21 protein-coding genes are annotated in these 15873 nt (G+C 64.2%); 13 read left to right on the forward strand and 8 right to left on the reverse strand.

Translation table 11 applies throughout. From position 1 onward, the window contains the following. Window positions 1-35 precede the first annotated feature (35 nt). The 4 genes from A0U87_RS16330 to A0U87_RS16345 form a co-directional block, all read right to left on the reverse strand. Window positions 36-1337, reverse strand: a complete 1302-nt coding sequence (locus A0U87_RS16330) for an outer membrane protein transport protein (RefSeq protein ID WP_137405736.1) — start codon at window positions 1335-1337, stop codon at window positions 36-38. Window positions 1338-1759: 422 nt separating this feature from the next. After that, window positions 1760-3142 (reverse strand): phosphomannomutase/phosphoglucomutase, encoded by a 1383-nt coding sequence (locus A0U87_RS16335; RefSeq protein WP_048938006.1) that lies wholly within the window; start codon window positions 3140-3142, stop codon window positions 1760-1762. 19 nt (window positions 3143-3161) lie between these two features. After that, the gene (locus A0U87_RS16340; protein WP_004209210.1) at window positions 3162-3620 is read right to left on the reverse strand and encodes a hypothetical protein; all 459 of its coding nucleotides are present in this window, start codon (window positions 3618-3620) and stop codon (window positions 3162-3164) included. Next, the gene (locus A0U87_RS16345; RefSeq protein WP_004209209.1) at window positions 3620-4426 is read right to left on the reverse strand and encodes a division plane positioning ATPase MipZ; all 807 of its coding nucleotides are present in this window, start codon (window positions 4424-4426) and stop codon (window positions 3620-3622) included. Before A0U87_RS16345 ends, A0U87_RS16340 begins: the two co-directional genes overlap by 1 nt. Window positions 4427-4534: 108 nt before the next feature. Between A0U87_RS16345 and panC the strand changes: the two genes are divergently transcribed. Beyond that, a complete protein-coding gene (gene panC, locus A0U87_RS16350; protein ID WP_048938007.1) occupies window positions 4535-5380 on the forward strand; it encodes a pantoate--beta-alanine ligase in 846 nt (281 codons plus the stop codon). A 15-nt stretch (window positions 5381-5395) separates the two neighbouring features. On the opposite strand, the gene A0U87_RS27040 is transcribed toward panC, so the two are convergent. The 4 genes from A0U87_RS27040 to hemE all read right to left on the reverse strand — a co-directional run bounded on the left by A0U87_RS27040 (window position 5396) and on the right by hemE (window position 7922). Further along, window positions 5396-5524, reverse strand: coding sequence for a hypothetical protein (locus A0U87_RS27040; RefSeq protein ID WP_268746425.1), 129 nt, complete (start codon window positions 5522-5524; stop codon window positions 5396-5398). A gap of 172 nt (window positions 5525-5696) precedes the next feature. Continuing rightward, window positions 5697-6302 carry a hypothetical protein gene (locus A0U87_RS16355; RefSeq protein WP_048938008.1) on the reverse strand — a complete coding sequence of 202 codons (606 nt, stop codon included), beginning with the start codon at window positions 6300-6302 and terminating at the stop codon, window positions 5697-5699. Between the two features lie 118 nt (window positions 6303-6420). Beyond that, window positions 6421-6861, reverse strand: coding sequence for a CopD family protein (locus tag A0U87_RS16360; RefSeq protein ID WP_010335790.1), 441 nt, complete (start codon window positions 6859-6861; stop codon window positions 6421-6423). Further along, window positions 6861-7922, reverse strand: a complete 1062-nt coding sequence (gene hemE / locus A0U87_RS16365; protein WP_048938009.1) for a uroporphyrinogen decarboxylase — start codon at window positions 7920-7922, stop codon at window positions 6861-6863. The genes A0U87_RS16360 and hemE overlap by 1 nt, the downstream gene beginning before the upstream one ends. 291 nt (window positions 7923-8213) lie before the next feature. Between hemE and A0U87_RS16370 the strand changes: the two genes are divergently transcribed. The 12 genes from A0U87_RS16370 (at window position 8214) to A0U87_RS16425 (ending at window position 15853) form a co-directional block, all read left to right on the forward strand. Then, window positions 8214-9041: a pyruvate, water dikinase regulatory protein gene (locus A0U87_RS16370; protein ID WP_026108809.1), complete on the forward strand. Its 828-nt coding sequence runs from the start codon at window positions 8214-8216 to the stop codon at window positions 9039-9041. Further along, window positions 9038-9631, forward strand: coding sequence for a nucleoside triphosphate pyrophosphatase (locus tag A0U87_RS16375; RefSeq protein ID WP_048938010.1), 594 nt, complete (start codon window positions 9038-9040; stop codon window positions 9629-9631). Before A0U87_RS16370 ends, A0U87_RS16375 begins: the two co-directional genes overlap by 4 nt. Continuing rightward, on the forward strand, window positions 9628-10467 hold the full coding sequence (gene aroE, locus A0U87_RS16380) for a shikimate dehydrogenase (protein ID WP_048938011.1): 840 nt from the start codon (window positions 9628-9630) through the stop codon (window positions 10465-10467). The genes A0U87_RS16375 and aroE overlap by 4 nt, the downstream gene beginning before the upstream one ends. An 11-nt stretch (window positions 10468-10478) precedes the next feature. Then, a complete protein-coding gene (coaE, locus tag A0U87_RS16385) occupies window positions 10479-11072 on the forward strand; it encodes a dephospho-CoA kinase (RefSeq protein ID WP_048938012.1) in 594 nt (197 codons plus the stop codon). Between the two features lie 32 nt (window positions 11073-11104). Next, window positions 11105-11806, forward strand: a complete 702-nt coding sequence (gene dnaQ, locus A0U87_RS16390; RefSeq protein ID WP_004209199.1) for a DNA polymerase III subunit epsilon — start codon at window positions 11105-11107, stop codon at window positions 11804-11806. Window positions 11807-11877: 71 nt separating this feature from the next. Then, window positions 11878-12474, forward strand: a complete 597-nt coding sequence (gene raiA, locus A0U87_RS16395) for a ribosome-associated translation inhibitor RaiA (RefSeq protein WP_048938013.1) — start codon at window positions 11878-11880, stop codon at window positions 12472-12474. A gap of 130 nt (window positions 12475-12604) precedes the next feature. Further along, window positions 12605-13072, forward strand: a complete 468-nt coding sequence (locus tag A0U87_RS16400; RefSeq protein WP_010335784.1) for a PTS sugar transporter subunit IIA — start codon at window positions 12605-12607, stop codon at window positions 13070-13072. Further along, entirely contained in the window at window positions 13059-13529 is a 471-nt protein-coding gene (locus tag A0U87_RS16405) for a PaaI family thioesterase (protein WP_234415698.1), read from the forward strand. The genes A0U87_RS16400 and A0U87_RS16405 overlap by 14 nt, the downstream gene beginning before the upstream one ends. Further along, the gene (locus tag A0U87_RS16410; protein WP_137405737.1) at window positions 13522-13872 is read left to right on the forward strand and encodes a DUF1491 family protein; all 351 of its coding nucleotides are present in this window, start codon (window positions 13522-13524) and stop codon (window positions 13870-13872) included. Before A0U87_RS16405 ends, A0U87_RS16410 begins: the two co-directional genes overlap by 8 nt. A gap of 175 nt (window positions 13873-14047) precedes the next feature. Beyond that, a complete protein-coding gene (locus tag A0U87_RS16415; RefSeq protein WP_048938016.1) occupies window positions 14048-14719 on the forward strand; it encodes a cell wall hydrolase in 672 nt (223 codons plus the stop codon). A 103-nt stretch (window positions 14720-14822) separates the two neighbouring features. Next, window positions 14823-15329: an MmcB family DNA repair protein gene (locus A0U87_RS16420; protein WP_010335781.1), complete on the forward strand. Its 507-nt coding sequence runs from the start codon at window positions 14823-14825 to the stop codon at window positions 15327-15329. A 44-nt stretch (window positions 15330-15373) separates the two neighbouring features. After that, a complete protein-coding gene (locus A0U87_RS16425; RefSeq protein ID WP_048938017.1) occupies window positions 15374-15853 on the forward strand; it encodes a hypothetical protein in 480 nt (159 codons plus the stop codon). The last annotated feature ends 20 nt before the right edge of the window (window positions 15854-15873 follow it).

Here is a 15873-nt window from a genome sequence, read left to right on the forward strand (position 1 = left end):
TCTCTGGAGCCCCCTATAAGCATTAACGCAGCTTTTTAGAAGCGCGCGGTCAGCGATGCGGCAACCTGGTCCGCATTGCCGCTGGTCTGTGCCAGGGTCGTGGCGGTGACGGTAGCCGGCGACGGGAAATAGCTGTCCGGGCGGATGATGTTCGCCTTTTCCACCCAGGTATGGGCGTAGGCGACGTTCAGTGCGAAGGCCGGCGAGATATTCCAGGTCGCGCCGCCCGTCAGCCACACGCGGTCGCCATCGGGCACGCGGGTGGTCAGATGCTGCGGATTGGTCGGCGAACGGTCGAACATGGTGCCCGCGCGCAGCGTGAAGGCGGGGCTGAAATCATATTCGCCGCCCAGGCTGACGCTGTAGCTGTCCTTGTAATCCAGTTCCTTGTTGGTGGTGCCGGTGGCCGAGGTGACCTCGATCCCCTTGAAGCTGGACCAGCCATACCATTTGCCGGTGATCATCGCGCGCAGGTTCGGCGTCAGCTTGTGCATGAAGGACACGGTGACGATATCGGGCAGGTCCAGCGGTGCCGAGGCATCGAACTCGCCATTGGCGGCGCTGAGCGGCGTCACCAGGCCGGAAATGGTCTGGGTGCCCTTGAGCTTGTGGTTGATGCCCGACCGATAGTGGACGCCGACATTGGTGGTGCCGTTGGTGTAGAACATGCCGGCGTTCCAGCCGACGGTCCAGTCGTCGCCCTTCAGCTTGGTGAAGCCGTCGGTGGTGACCAGCGGCGACACCTGCGGCAACGCGTTGGTCAGGTTCGCCTTCACATATTGCACGTCGACGCCGCCGCCGATCGAGAAATTGTCGTTCAGCTTGAACGCGGCCGAAGGCTGGATGTTGTAGGTCTTGAGGTCGGTGTAGATCGAGTCATAGCGACCGAAGAAACCGTCATCATATTCCAGCTTCAGGCCGAAGGGCGCATTGACGCCGAGGCCCAGCCACAGCCGGTCGGTGACCTGCGCCGAGGCGTAGAAATTGGGGACCGGGATGACGCTTTCGAACGGCTGGCCGCCGTCATTGCCGGTCACCGACACGCGGGCGGTCGAACCGGGGACCGAGCGATAGCTGCCACGGTTGGTCTGGTGGGCGGAAGCCATCAGGGCGTTGACGCCGGCCGAAACCTGGACGCCCGACAGCTGGGTCATGGCGGCAGGGTTGAAATAGATGGTCGAGGGATCGTCACCTGCAGCGGCGCCGCCAGCCATGGCGCGGCCGGTTTCCACCGGCGACTGTTCCTGAAGATAGAAGCCACCGGCCAGCGCCGGCATCGGTGCGACAATCGCGCCGGTCAGCAGGATGGTGGGAAGAATGCGACGGCGAAGGGACATGGCGTTTCCTCTGCTAAAAACTCATTTGGCCATTTGGTGCGGGCGCTTAAACGCCTCATGCGACTTATGGAACCATGCGCATAACAGCTATCCCGACGATTTCTACAGGCGCCAATGACGGATTTCCGCGATTTTTCGCTCAATTGCCCGGATTTCGGCCGGCTGGACGCTACGGCAAGTGCCGCCCTGTTGCGCCAACGTCACAGGTCAAAAAAAAAGCCGCCCCGAGGGACGGCTATGAAGTTTTAGGAGAGGATGCCTGAAAGGCGAGTTCCTTTTGCGGCCAGGCGGCGTTCGTCGCAAATGCGAAACATGATGGCGCGATTGCGTTTCATGCAACCGGTGTCATAAATCCATGTTTCCCTAAGGGAAATTCCGCATGAAATAATGATAGCGATATCAATTTTGCGCGCTGCGACAAGCTATTTCGCCGCTTGCAATCGCTGATCGACGCCCGAATCACGCAAATGGGATTCGATTTCGGCCAGCAGGCGCGCCAATCCCGCAGCATCCGACGCCTCCGCCCGCGCGGTCAGCGCATTCTGGGTGTTGGACGCGCGCAGCAGCCACCAGCCATCGACAGTACGGACGCGAGCGCCATCGATCGATTCCACGATTGCGCCGGATGCAATCAGGCGGTCGCGCAGGTCTTCGATGATCGCAAACTTGCGGTCTTCCGGCACGGCGATGCGGATTTCCGGCGTGTTGACCATTTCGGCCATGTCACCGCGCAGGTCGGTGACGGTGCGGCGCAACCGGGCAGCCGCGCGGATCAGGCGAACGGCGGCATAGAGTCCATCATCAAAACCGTAAAAATCATCGGCAAACATGATGTGGCCGGTCATCTCGCCGCCCAGCGGACTGCCAATCTGCTTCATTTTGGACTTGATATGGCTGTGCCCGGTCTTCCACAGCACCGGCTCACCGCCCAGCCGCGCAATCTCGTCGAACAGGGCCTGGCTGGCCTTCACATCCGCGACGATCGGGGCGCCGGGACGATCCTTCAGCACGACCTGCGCGAACAGGCCGAGCAGCTGGTCACCCCAGATGATCCGACCGAAGCCGTCGACCACGCCGATCCGGTCGCCATCGCCATCGAAAGCCACGCCGAAATCGAGCTTCCTGGAGAGGACAAGGGAACGAAGATCGGCCAGATTCGCTTCTTCGGTAGGATCAGGATGATGGTTGGGAAAATTGCCGTCTACATCGGTGAAGAGCAGATGATGCTCACCAGGCAGGAGTTGCACCAGCTTCTCCACGACCGGTCCTGCGGCGCCGTTTCCCGCGTCCCAGCCGATCCGCCAGGCGGCGCCGTCAAAATCGCGCACCAGACGTTCGACATAGGCCGGCATGATATCGACATCGCGCACCCGGCCTTCGCCCGCCAGCCAGTCGCCGGCCGCCGCCATCGCGCCGAGCTGCTGGATCGCCTCGCCATGAAAGGGCGCATGATCCAGGACCAGCTTGAAACCATTCTGATCTGCGGGATTATGGCTGCCGGTCACCTGGATGGCGCCCGCCACGTCCAGTTCGGCCTCGGCATAATAGAGCATCGGCGTGGGACCGAGACCGACACGCAGCACATCGACGCCGCTGTCGGTGAGGCCGCGCACCAGCGCGCCCTCCAGCATGGGCGAACTCAGCCGCCCGTCATAGCCGACCGCGACCGCTGATCCGCCGACGCGCCGCACCCAGGTCGCGAAGCTGCGTCCCAGCGCATAGCCGTCCGCTTCCCCGAGCATCGGGCCAACAACGCCGCGCATATCATATTCGCGCAGCAGGGTCGGATGGAAGCGATGGGCCATATAGTCCTTTCTGGGGCAATCAGCCGGCGGACGGACGATCCCGCTCGGCAAGGTCAGCCAGCAACAGGTCGCGCGCGGCATTGATCTGGGCAGCCAGCGCTTCGGTTCCACCCTTGTCGGGATGGACCGAGGCGATCAGGCGGCGATGTGCGGCGCGGATATCGGTTGCGCGGGCATCCGCCGACAGGCCGAGCAGGGCGCGGGCGCCCTCCACGTCGGCCCTGTCAGTCTGCACCGGCGGCGCAGCCTTGCGCCTGGCGCGGTTAGCGCCCTTCTTCGCCTTGCCCTGCGACGCGAAGAAGAGGGCCGCGCCCAGCAGGATTGGCGCACCGAGCGCCGGCTTGCCCTTGGCCGCCAGCACCGCGCCGACCAGCGCCGCTCCCAATGCCATGCCATCCTTGGTCGACATGCGCTGCAATCTCCCGGTCCAGATGAGCCAGCCCGCCAGGCCGATCAGCACCAGCGCGATCAGCCCCATCAGGCGGCGCCGAGCATGTCCACGGACGCGGCATGATCGCCGGTCGGCAAGGCCAATCCGGCCACCATCTCGCGCAGTTCCTGGCGCGCGGCGATGTGACTGATACCCAGATCGCCCAGATGCCCCTTGTCGAGCAGGGTCAGGCCCGAGGGGAAGAGTTCGCGGAAGATGACGCGTTCCGACAATCCGGGAATGACGCGGAAGCCGACCCGGCGCGACAATTCCATCAGCGCATCGCCGACGCGCTTCTTGTTGCGGGCGTCATGATGCTGGACGCGGTTGCGCAGCACCACCCAGTCGATCGACACGCCATCGGCCTTGGCGCGCGACTTGCGCGCTTCGAAGATGAGTTCGGAATAGAAGGACAGGCGGCGCACCCGGAAGGTTTCGGCATCGACCTGACCGATCAGGTCGAAATCGACGAAACTGTCGTTCATCGGCGTGACCAGCGTGTTGGCGCGGGCTGCCATGTGCCGGGCGAAATCATCGTCGCGGCCGGGCGTGTCGACGATCAGGAAATCCTTGCCCTCGGCAACCGCCGCCGCCTGTTCGTCGAGCGCAGCGACATTGTCGCCCTGAAACACCGCAAAGTCGGGCGCCGACAGATCGATGCCGCGACGGCGCGCGGTTTCGGCGCGATTTTCCATATAGCGGGTGACGGTGCGCTGGCGCGGGTCGAGGTCGATCAGGCCGACGCTATGGCCGAGCGCAGTCAGCGCGATCGCCGTGTGGACGGCGGTCGTCGACTTGCCGGTTCCGCCCTTTTCATTGGCGAAGACGATGAGGTGCGTTTGCGCGTTCGCCATCGGACCTTGATAACCCCGTGTTTGTCGCTCTAGATTCTTGACGGTCCCGTGGCGCGAAGCCTAGCAGGACGCCCCTGTGTCCCTGCCCTTATCGGAGCCCCTCGTCCCGTGCAAATTCTCCGTGACCTTCCCGCCCTGCGTGCCGCCGTCGCCGCGCTGAAGTCCGACGGAAAGACGCTGGCGCTGGTCCCCACCATGGGGGCGCTGCATGACGGGCATATGGCGCTGGTCGAGGAAGCGCGCCGCCATGGCCGGCATGTCGTGGTGTCGATCTTCGTCAATCCCCGCCAGTTCGGCCCGAACGAGGATCTGGACGCCTATCCCCGGCGCGAGGCGAAGGATGCGCAGCTGTTGCAGGCCGCCGGCGTCGACATCCTGTGGGCGCCGAGCGTCGAGGTCATGTATCCGGCCGGCTATGCCACCAATATCCGGGTGTCGGGGGTGAGCGAGGGGCTGGATGGCGCGGCGCGGCCGGGCCATTTCGATGGCGTCGCCACCGTCGTCACCAAGCTGTTCAACCAGGTCGCGCCCGATGTCGCGATCTTTGGCGAGAAGGATTATCAGCAGCTCGCCGTGATCCGCCGCATGGTTGCCGACACCAATCAGGACATCGAGATCATCGGCATGCCGACCCAGCGGGCCGAGGATGGCCTGGCGCTGTCGTCGCGCAACGCGTATCTCAGCGAACAGGAGCGCAAGGATGCGCTGGCGCTGCCGCGCGCGCTGGGTGAGGCGAAGCGCCAGATCGAGAAGGGCGAGCCGGTCGAGGCGGCACTGGCGAAGGCAATCGCCACGCTGGCGACCCATGGTTTCGACCCGATCGACTATGTGACCCTGTGCGACGCAGACAGCCTGGAGCCGATCGCAACGCTCGACCGTCCGGCACGGCTGCTGGGCGCTGCGAAGCTGGGCAAGACCCGGCTGATCGACAATATCGCGGTCGATCTGGCCTAAAGGGCCGGCCTGACCTCAGCTCAGACGCTTGAGCAGGACACAGCCGAGGACGAACAGGCCGACCACCGCCCAGCCCTCCCAGGTGCGGGGACCATAGCCCCAGCCGATACGCTTGGGGCCGAACCAGATGCGCGGGTCATTCATGGGCGCCTTCCGCTTAACTTCGCACATTTCCCGCACATTTTGACATTATGTTGCGCGGGGGCGATCCTATTCGCCTGTCACCCGATCGGCGACACCCCAGCTATAGCATGGTCATGGCCGCGTAGGACAGCAGCCCGAGGGACCGGGGCAAAGGCCCCGATCCCCCTGTCGATCAAAGTGCGCCAGCGGCCGGAGAAGCGGTGCCGGCTTCGACCGGAGCCGGGGTCGCGGCGATCGGCGCGGGCGTCGCCGCCGCGCTGTCGACCGAGAAGGCCAGATCCTCGTCCAGGAAGGCGGGGATGATCGAGCCCGACGGGATGTTGGCGCTGGTGCCGGTGGTGAAGAAGCCGGCGACCGGGATCAGCGCGATCGCACCGACGACGCCGGCGGTGCCGGTCACGCCCTTGTCATTGAAGGTGCCGGTCAAACGCACCTGCCGGCCCCCCAGCCGGACGTAGAGCACGCGGCCCTCGATGAAGCCGGACTTGCCCCACATGCCCTTGTTCCGGACGCTGGTGATTTCCGCGATGCCGGGCGTGCCGGCGGGGATCACCACATTATTGCCGACCATCACGGCTTCGGCGGTCTCGATATTGACGCGATCGCCGACCTTCACGGCCTTCTTCTTGGTGGTGAGTTCGACCAGCGTGCGAACGGGCACCTTGGCACCGGCGCGCAGGACATTGCCATCGACGGCAGGCGCGATGGTGACGGCAGGCTGCTGCGCAGCCGCCATCGGCGCGGCCAACGCGGCCGCGCAGAAAAACAGACGAATCATGATACCCCCACAGAAAGTCCGCAGGATGCGGACCGGCGGAGGCAAAGCATAGTCCGAAGACTTGCGCCAGAGGCCAAGTAAAGCGCCCGATCTTTTCGGACGCTTTACGCTACGACCATCAGAAGGGGCGGACGATCACCATGATGACGATCACCGCCGCGGCGATGCCGGGCACTTCGTTCAGCATGCGCAACTGCTTGTCGGCCAGGCTGCGCTGACCGCGCGCAAGTTTCTTCGCATAGCTGGCGATCCAGCCATGATAGCCCGACAGTGCCAGGACGAAGAGCAGCTTCAGGTGGAACCAGCCGAAATGCCAGGCGCCGATTTCCACCATCAGCATCAGGCCGAAGACCCAGGTGAGGATCAGCGACGGGTTGAGGATGATCTTGAGCAGGCGCGTCTCACGCTCGATCCAGCGCTGGTCCTCCGCCGAGCCCGGCACGGTTTCCTGATGATAGACGAAGAAACGCGGCATCATGAACAGCCCCGCCATCAGGAAGATGACGAAGATGACATGGGCGGCCTTCACCCACAGATAGGCAGCGCCGAGATAGGGCATCAGCGTGTCTCCGTTCCGCGCACATAGGCGATCAGCGCCTCGACATGGGCGATCGGCGTATCGGGCAATATGCCATGGCCCAGGTTGAAGATATGGGGCCGGCCGGCAAAGGCGGCGCGCAAGTTATCCACAGCCTGTTCCACCGCCTGACCGCCGGCAATCAGCGCCAGCGGATCGAGATTGCCCTGCACCGGAAGCCCGGCGGGCAGCGCCTGGTTGGCCCAATGCGGGTCGACCGTTTCATCCACACCCACCGCATCGACGCCGGTGCCGATCGCATAGGCCGGCAGTTTCGCGCCGGCCCCCTTGGGAAAGCCGATCACCGGAATGTCGGGATGGAGCGCCTTCAATTTGCGGACGATCGCGGCATTGGGCTCTATCACCCAGCGTTCGAACTGGAGCGGGGCGAGGCTGCCGGCCCAGCTGTCGAACAATTGCACCGCTTCCACGCCCGCCTTAATCTGGCCGGAGAGATAGATGACGGTGGCATCGACGATCGCGTCGATCAGCGCGGCGAAGCGATCGGGCTGTTGATAAGCCATGCGACGCGCGGCGCCCTGGTCCTTGCTGCCCTGTCCCGCGACCATATAGGTGGCGATCGTCCAGGGACTGCCTGCAAAGCCCAGGAAGGTCACTGACGGGTCCAGCGCGGCCTTCACCTGCCGCACCGTTTCATACACAGCCTCATAGCGGCTGAAATCGGGTTTCAGCGCCGACAGGTCGGTCTCCGCCAGGATGGGGGCGAGACGCGGGCCTTCACCGGCCTCGAACCAGAGATCCTGTCCCATCGCATAGGGGACGATCAATATGTCGGAAAAGAGGATGGCGCCGTCGAAGCCGAAGCGGCGCAGCGGCTGGAGCGTGACCTCTGCCGCGGCGGCGCTGTCATAGACCAGTTCGAGGAAGCCGCCCTTGTCGGCCCGGAGTGCGCGATATTCCGGCAGATAGCGGCCGGCCTGGCGCATGAGCCACATCGGCGGGACGGGCGGCACCGCGCCGCGCAATACGGAAAGGAGCGGCTTGGCGCTGACTGCGCCGGCGTGAGCGTCGGGACCCGTCATGAACTCTCTACTTTATAAAGATATTTAAAAAGGAATGTTGAGGTTGTTGGGCTGTTGGTTCGGGGGTTTATGCGCTGTCCCCGCTTTTGCCAACAGCTTGACTCCTGGAGTCACGCGATTCCGCGGCGAGTCATCTGAATCATCCCCATTACCCACAGGCTGTGGATAAGATTCCGGCCCTGTTGAGAGGCTGTGGATAAGATTCCGCTTTCTGGGGACGAAATGGGGCTGCAAAGTTATCCACAACTCTATCCCTTGCTTTATCCACAGGGGACTCACAGAGATATGCCTGTGTCACGTATCCATCTTCACCTGCTTTCGGACTCCACCGGCGAGACGCTGGAGAATATCGCCAAGGCGGCGATCGGCCTGTTCGAAAATGTCGAGGCGATCCGCCATTTCTGGCCGATGGTCCGATCCGAAGTGCATCTCGACCGGATCATGGAGGAGATTTCCGCCCATCCCGGCCTGGTGCTGTTCACACTTACCAACCATGTGCTGCGGCGGCGGCTGGAAACGCGCTGCCGGGCGCTTGGCCTGCCGCACGTCGCTGCGCTCGACAGCGTGGCCGATGCCCTGTCCAACATATTGGGGCAGGAAACCCGGACCCGGCCGGGCCGCAAGCATATCCTGGACGAAGCCTATTTCGCGCGGATCGAGGCGATCCAGTTCACCATCGCCCATGATGATGGCGTTGGGCATGAGAATTGGGAGGAGGCCGATATCGTCCTGGCGGGCGTGTCGCGCGCGTCGAAGACGCCGACCTCCATCTACCTCGCCAATCGCGGCTACAAGACCGCCAATATCCCGCTGGTGCCGGAATCGCCGCCGCCGCGCAGCCTCTATGGCCTGAAGCATCCGATGGTGGTGGGCCTGACCATCAGTCCCGAGCGGTTGATCCAGATACGGCGCAACCGGTTGCTGTCGCTCAACCAGGCGCCCGAGACCGCCTATGTGGATAGCGACAAGGTGCAGGAGGAACTGGCCTTTGCCCGGCGCATGTTCGCCGACAATGGCTGGCCGGTGATCGACATGACCCGCCGGTCGATCGAGGAAGCGGCCGCCGCCATCATCAACCTGTTCAACGACCGCGAACTGGCGGAAGGAAATGAAGCATGATCGTCCTAGCCTCGCAGAGCGCCAGCCGGCGCGCCATGCTGAGCGCGGCCGGCGTGCCGTTCGAGGCGCTGTCGCCGGGTGTGGATGAAGAGGCCGCCAAGGAAGCATTGCGCGCCGATGGCCATGACGGCCGCGCGCTGGCCGATGCGCTGGCGGAGCTGAAGGCGCTCAAGGTGTCGCGCCGGGTGCCGGGCGCGCTGGTGCTGGGCTGTGACCAGACCCTGACTCTCGACGACGGGACGATGATCGACAAGGCGGTGGACAGGGCGGATGCCGCGCGCATCCTGCGCCTGCTGTCGGGCCGGGTCCATCATCTCCACAGCGCGGCGGTGATCGTGCTCAACAATGAGCCGATCTGGCGCCATGTCGAACGGGTAAGGATGACGGTGCAGACCCTGTCCGACGGATTCATCGATTCCTATCTGGAGGACGACTGGGACGAATGCCAATGGTGCGTCGGCTGCTACCGGATCGAGGGGCCGGGCGCGCAATTGTTCGCCAGGGTGGAAGGCAGCCAGTTCGGCATCCAGGGCCTGCCGCTGCTGCCGCTGCTTGACTTCCTGCGCATAAGGGGCGTTCTGGCGTCATGACCGACAAGCTTCCCTATGCCCCCCTCCCTTATGCAGAGGTGATCGGCGACCCGATCGACCACAGCAAATCGCCCCTTATCCACAATTTCTGGCTGCAGGCGCTGGATATCGAGGCGGAGTATAAGAAGACTCATGTGACGCCCGAGGGGCTGTCCGCCTATTTCCTGCAGCGCCGGGCCGATCCCGACTGGCTGGGCTGCAATGTCACCATTCCCCACAAGATCGCGGTGATGGACTATACCGATGATCCAGGCGGGGTGCGCGACCGGATCGGTGCGATGAACACCATCGCCAGCGAGACCGGCGGGCCGCTGATCGGCACCAACACCGATGCTGGCGGGTTCCTGCAGCCGCTGCTGCGCGACAAGTGGAAGGGGCGCCATGCGGTGCTGATCGGCGCGGGCGGCGCGGCGCGGGCGATCCTGTTCGCGCTCACCAGCCTAGGCGTGCCGGAGATCACGATCATGGCGCGCGATCCGGCCAAGGGACAGGCGCTGCTCGACCGGGCCGGGGTGAAGGGCAAGGTGATCGGCATGGACGACGCGCTGCCGACCGCCGACCTGCTGGTCAACAGCACGTCGCTGGGCATGGTCGGCCAGCCGGCGCTGGATCTGGACCTGTCGCCGCTGCCGGCGAGCGCGACCGTCTATGACATCGTCTATGCGCCGCTGGAGACGGGCTTGCTGAAGGCGGCGCGCGACCGGGGTCTAAAGACTCTGGACGGGCTGGAAATGCTGATCGGCCAGGCGGCGCTGGCGTTCGACATCTTCTTCGATGCGGAGGCGCCGCGCGAACTGGACGCGGAACTGCGCGCGCTGCTGACGGCGGCGGACTGAACGGCGACGGGGTGAAGATTTACGGCCTCACCGGCTCGATCGGCATGGGCAAGTCGGCGGTTGCGGCGATGTTTCGCCGCGAGGGCGTGCCGGTGTTCGATGCCGATGCCGAGGTGCATCGGCTGCAGGGGCCGGGCGGACGGCTGATCCCGGCGATCGAGGCGCGCTTTCCCGGTACCACCGGGCCGCAGGGCGTCGACCGGGCGAAGCTGGGCGCGGCGGTGTTCGGTCATCCCGTGGAACTCAAGGCGCTGGAGGCGATCGTCCATCCCGCCGTCGGCGAGTCGCGTCGGCGATTCCTCAAACGCCATCGGTCGCGCCAATTCGTGATCCTGGACGTGCCTCTGTTGTTCGAGACGGGTGGCCACCGGCGCATGGCGGGGATCATCGTCGTCAGTGCGCCCGCCTGGAAACAGCGGCGGCGGGTGCTGGCCCGGCCGGGCATGACGGTAGCAAAATTTCGTAGAATCCTGCACTTGCAGCTGCCCGATGCTGAAAAGCGGCTAAGGGCAGACTATATCATCAACACGGGTACGACATTTGCCGCAACCCGAGCACAGGTCAGGCGTCTGGTCGCTTGCCTTGGCGCCCGGACAGGCAGATAAGTAGAGTCATAGAGAGTCGGTTCAAAAGGGCGATGCGCGAGATCATTTTCGACACCGAAACGACGGGATTTGATCCGGCATCCGGCGATCGGCTGGTCGAAATCGGGTGCATAGAGCTTATCAATCGCGTGCCGACTGGCCGCACCTTCCATGCCTATTATAATCCACAGCGCGACATGCCCTCCGCCGCCGAGGCGGTGCATGGCCTGTCGAGCCAGTTCCTGTCGGACAAGCCCTTGTTCCGCGAGGGCGTGGCCGAACTGATGGATTTCCTGGAGGACAGCCCGTTGGTCGCGCACAATGCGCGCTTCGACTTCGGATTCCTCAATCACGAATTGAAGCTGTGCGCGCGCGACGCCGTGTCGATGGACCGGATGATCGACACGGTGGCGATCGCCCGCACCCTGCATCCCGGCGCCAAGCACAGCCTGGACGCGCTCTGCACCCGTTACGGCATCGACCGCAGCCACCGCGTCAAGCATGGCGCGCTGCTCGACGCCGAACTGCTGGCGCAGCTCTATGTCGAATTGACCGGCGGCCGTCAGATCGGCCTGGGTCTTGCACAGGAGGAAGAGAAAGAGATCGTCAGGGTGGAACTGACGGAAACCGCCGTTGTTCGCCCTGTTCGTCCCGCGCGCGTCTTCACGGCGAGCGCGGAGGAACTGGAGAGGCATGCCGCTTTCGTCGCGAAGCTGGATAAGCCGCTCTGGCTCGAGGAGGCGCCGCCGGCCTGAACCTGCCGGCGTTTGCCACGTGCCAACCGGGCCGCTGATCCGGCGTCCCGGCAAGAATAAGGAGAAGGCATATGGATATCCGTGTTTCCGGGCATCAGGTCGAGACGGGCGAGGCGCTCAAGCAGCACGTCAGCGACCGGCTGGAAGCGATAGCCGAGAAATATTTCTCCCGCACGATTTCCGCCCAGGTGACCTTCCGACCGGCCCCGCATGGCGCCTTCCATTGTGATATCGTCTGCCATGTGATGACCGGCCTGATCCTGAAGGGCGCCGGCGAGGCGCAGGATGCACATCCCGCCTTCGACCAGGCATCGGACCGGATCGAGAAGCAACTGCGCCGCTATATGCGCCGCCTGAAGGACCGCAGCATCCAGGCCGCCGCTGCCGAGGCGCAGCGCGCCAATGGCTATAGCGTCGATGATATCGACGGCGCAGGCTATACCATCTTCGCCGGTGCCGCCGACGAGGAGGCCGAAGCGGCCGATGCGCCCCTGATCGTTGCCGAAACGCGGGTCGACATTCCCGAGGCCAGCGTGTCCGACGCGGTGATGATGCTGGACCTGCGCAACACCAATGCGCTGCTGTTCCTCAATGCCGGCACGTCGGCCTATAATATGGTCTATCGCCGTCAGGACGGCACGATCGGCTGGGTCGAGCCGCGCGGCTGACCCCCTGCCAAGCCGGGCCGCCTGTTGACCTCCGGGTGCAGGCGGCCTATGGGGCCGGGCTTTAGTTTCTCCGAGCAACGCGCATTTTTTTCGACAGGCTGGGCGCGCCTCGGCTGCCCCCGGAAGTAAAATGGTGCATTTCAACGATATTGTCTCGCCGGACGCGCTGGCCACCGAGGTGACTGTGAACGGCAAGAAGATGCTGTTCCAGAAGATCGCGGCTCTGGCGGCGCAATCCTATGGCGTCGATGCCGAAGCGGCCGCCGACGCGCTGCTGGAGCGCGAGCGTCTGGGCTCCACCGGCTTCGGTGGCGGCGTTGCCATTCCCCATGCCAAGCTGCCGGGCCTCGACCGCATGTGCGGCGTGGTCGTGCTGCTCGATCCGCCGGCGCCGTTCGACGCGGTCGATGATGCGCCGGTCGATGTCGTGTTCGCGCTGCTGTCGCCGCAGGACAGCGGTGCCGAGCATTTGAAGACGCTGGCGCGCGTATCCCGCTATCTGCGCGACGAGGCGCAGGTGACGCGCCTGCGCGGTGCCAAGTCGGCCGAGGCGCTGCACGCGCTGCTGGCCGGTGGTGAGGCGCGTGACGCCGCCTGAGGCCGCTGCGCTCGCCAGTGGCGAGGCGGCGCATTTTCGCGCGCTGGAGCATCTCTATAACAGCGCGCCGATCAACGACCTGTTCCTGTCGAACCTGCGCGTGCCGGAACCCGGCCGGTCGGTGATCGATTTCGAGGTCGACGAGCGGCATTTCCATGCCGCCGGCGCGGTGCATGGCACCGTCTATTTCAAGATGCTGGACGATGCGGCCTTCTATGCCGCCAACAGCCTGGTCAGCGATCGTTTCCTGCTGACCACTGCCTTCAACCTGCTGTTTACCCGGCCGATCGGCCCCGGAAAGCTGCGCGCCGAGGGACGTTGGATCAGCGGCAAGCGCCGCGTCTATGTCGCCGAGGCGAGCATTCTCGATTCGGACGGGGAAGAAGTGGGCCGGGGCACCGGCACCTTCATGCGATCGCAGATTCCGCTGTCATCGCTGCCGGGATATCATGGCTGAGGAGAGTCCGGCCGCGCGGCTGACCAGCGCGATGCTGGTCGGCGCGCTGGTGAAGCGGGTGAATGCCGCCGGCGGCTTTGCCATGATATTGGCCAAGGGCGACGAGATGAGCGGTGTCATCCTGGTCCAGGTGATGGACAAGGGACGGGAATCCGCAATTCTCGAACGGGTATCGAACTTTCGCGGCGGCCATGCATTGATGCGCTGTGGACCCCCTGCGGAAGAGGGGCCGGAGGCGTTCGCCGCCTATGCCGAACGCCGACGCAGATCGGACCCCGACCTGTGGCTGGTCGAGCTTGATATCGCGGATGCGGAACGGTTCGCCGCTGAAACGATCTGCTGATCGTTGACTCCTTGCACGCGCGCGGGCAATGGCGGCCGACGCTGAACGCGCAGGTTGCCTGCATTCGTCCATGGGGGGCGGGCCGGTAAACACGCAGACGGGGGGCGGCCGAACGTCACAGAATATCGGTTACAATCGACGTTTCTGGCCAATAACCGCACGATTTTGAGCAATAATGAGTTTTCGTCTGAAGGCCGCGATCATCGCGGCATTTACGCTGTCGGCCGCTGCGGCTGTTACGGCGTCGGACATGTCGAGCGCCAGCGAGGCCTCCCTGTCCACGGTTTCTCTTCCGGAAACCGCTGCGCTGACTAGCGCACCCACGGCCGGCATCAAGCCCGCCGTCGTTTTCGCTGCGCCGCAGGAAGTCGCGCAGTCGCTGGATTCCGGCCCCAAGGCTGGCAGCAATTTTTCGACCGATATCGAGCCCAAGGCCGAGACCCTGGCAGCCCTGGTTGATGCGCAAGGCGCTCCCGAGGATGTCGAAGGCGACATGAAGTGCCTGGCCGGTGCGGTCTATTTCGAATCCAAGGGTGAAACGCTGGAGGGCCAGCTGGCCGTTGCCCGCGTCATCATCAACCGCGCCAAGTCGGGCCGCTTCGCCAGCAGCCTGTGCGGTGTCATCTATCAGCCGAGCCAGTTCAGCTTCGTGCGTGGTCACGGCATGCCGCCGATCAACATCGCCAGCGATTCCTGGCGCCAGGCCGTCGCGATCGCGCAGATCGCCCTGGACGACAGCTGGGACAGCCAGGCCGAAGGCGCACTGTTCTTCCATGCCCGCCGCGTGTCGCCGGGCTGGGGCAAGACCAAGCTGGCGTCGATCGACAATCACGTCTTCTATCGCTGATCCGCGCTCACCGCGCGACAGTGACGCCCTTTTGAAGGCCGGTTCGGACCCCATGTCCGAATCGGTCTTTTCTTTTGTTCCCTTTCTGTTCTAGTCTGGTGCCATGACCATCCAAGACGCCGCCCAAGACGCCGATCGCTGTTCACCGCTGACCGACGGGACCGCGCTGGCGGTTGCGCGCGGGACGCTGCGCCTGTTTCATCGCCATGACATGAACGGCATATTGGAAGTGCCGCTGCCCAATGGCCGGCGGGCCGATATCATGGCGATCGACAGCGCCGGGCGCCTGACCATCGTCGAGATCAAGTGCAGCCGGGCGGACCTGCTGGGCGACATGAAATGGCCGGATTATTTCGACTATTGCGACCGCTATTTCTGGGCGGTGCCATCGGGCTTCGACACCAGCCTGTTCGACAGCGAGGCGCTGTGGCCGGCCCGCACCGGCCTGATCGTCGCCGACCAATATGATGCCGAACTGGTGCGGGCCGCGCCGTTCGAGCCGCTGGCTGCCGCTCGGCGCAAGGCAGAGACGCTGCGCTTCGCCCGCCGCGCCGCCCGCCGCCTGTCGGCGCTGGCCGACCCGGATTATGCGGCGGAACTGGGCTGGTGAGGCCTCTGCTTGGCAACCATGCGCGGCCATGTAATGTTTGCGGGATGGGCAAGAATTATGAGCCGGCGTCCGATTTTCTGAAGGACATCATCGCAGAAGAGATTCCGCTGTCGGAGACTGGCTTCGGAGCGATTAACCTGCAGCGCCTGATTGCTTTTACGCAGGATGAAAATGCGACCAACCGGGATTGGGCGACATTGTTGTTGGCCCAAACGGCGTTGGATACGCCCGATGTTCGGACGGCCTTGCTGAGGGCCTTTGATGACGAAGACATCTACGTCAGTGCAGAGGCGCTATTGGGGGTGGCTGAACGAGATCGCCATCTCGCACTGCCTCTAGCGCGGCAAGCGCTTCAAAGAGACTTCGCCCCAATGGCCGTTTTCGAAGCGGTCACAATAATTGCTGATGCGTCTCTTACCGATTTGATGCGGCCATGGGTCGAACCATCGGGGCAAGATTGGCTGGATGATTGTGCGCAGACCGCATTGAACGCCTGCATTGGTAAAGGCGATATCGTGAATTAATCGAACGACCCGGCAGCTTT

The organism is Sphingobium sp. MP9-4 (assembly GCF_005281675.1).
GTDB classification, from domain to species: domain Bacteria; phylum Pseudomonadota; class Alphaproteobacteria; order Sphingomonadales; family Sphingomonadaceae; genus Sphingobium; species Sphingobium yanoikuyae.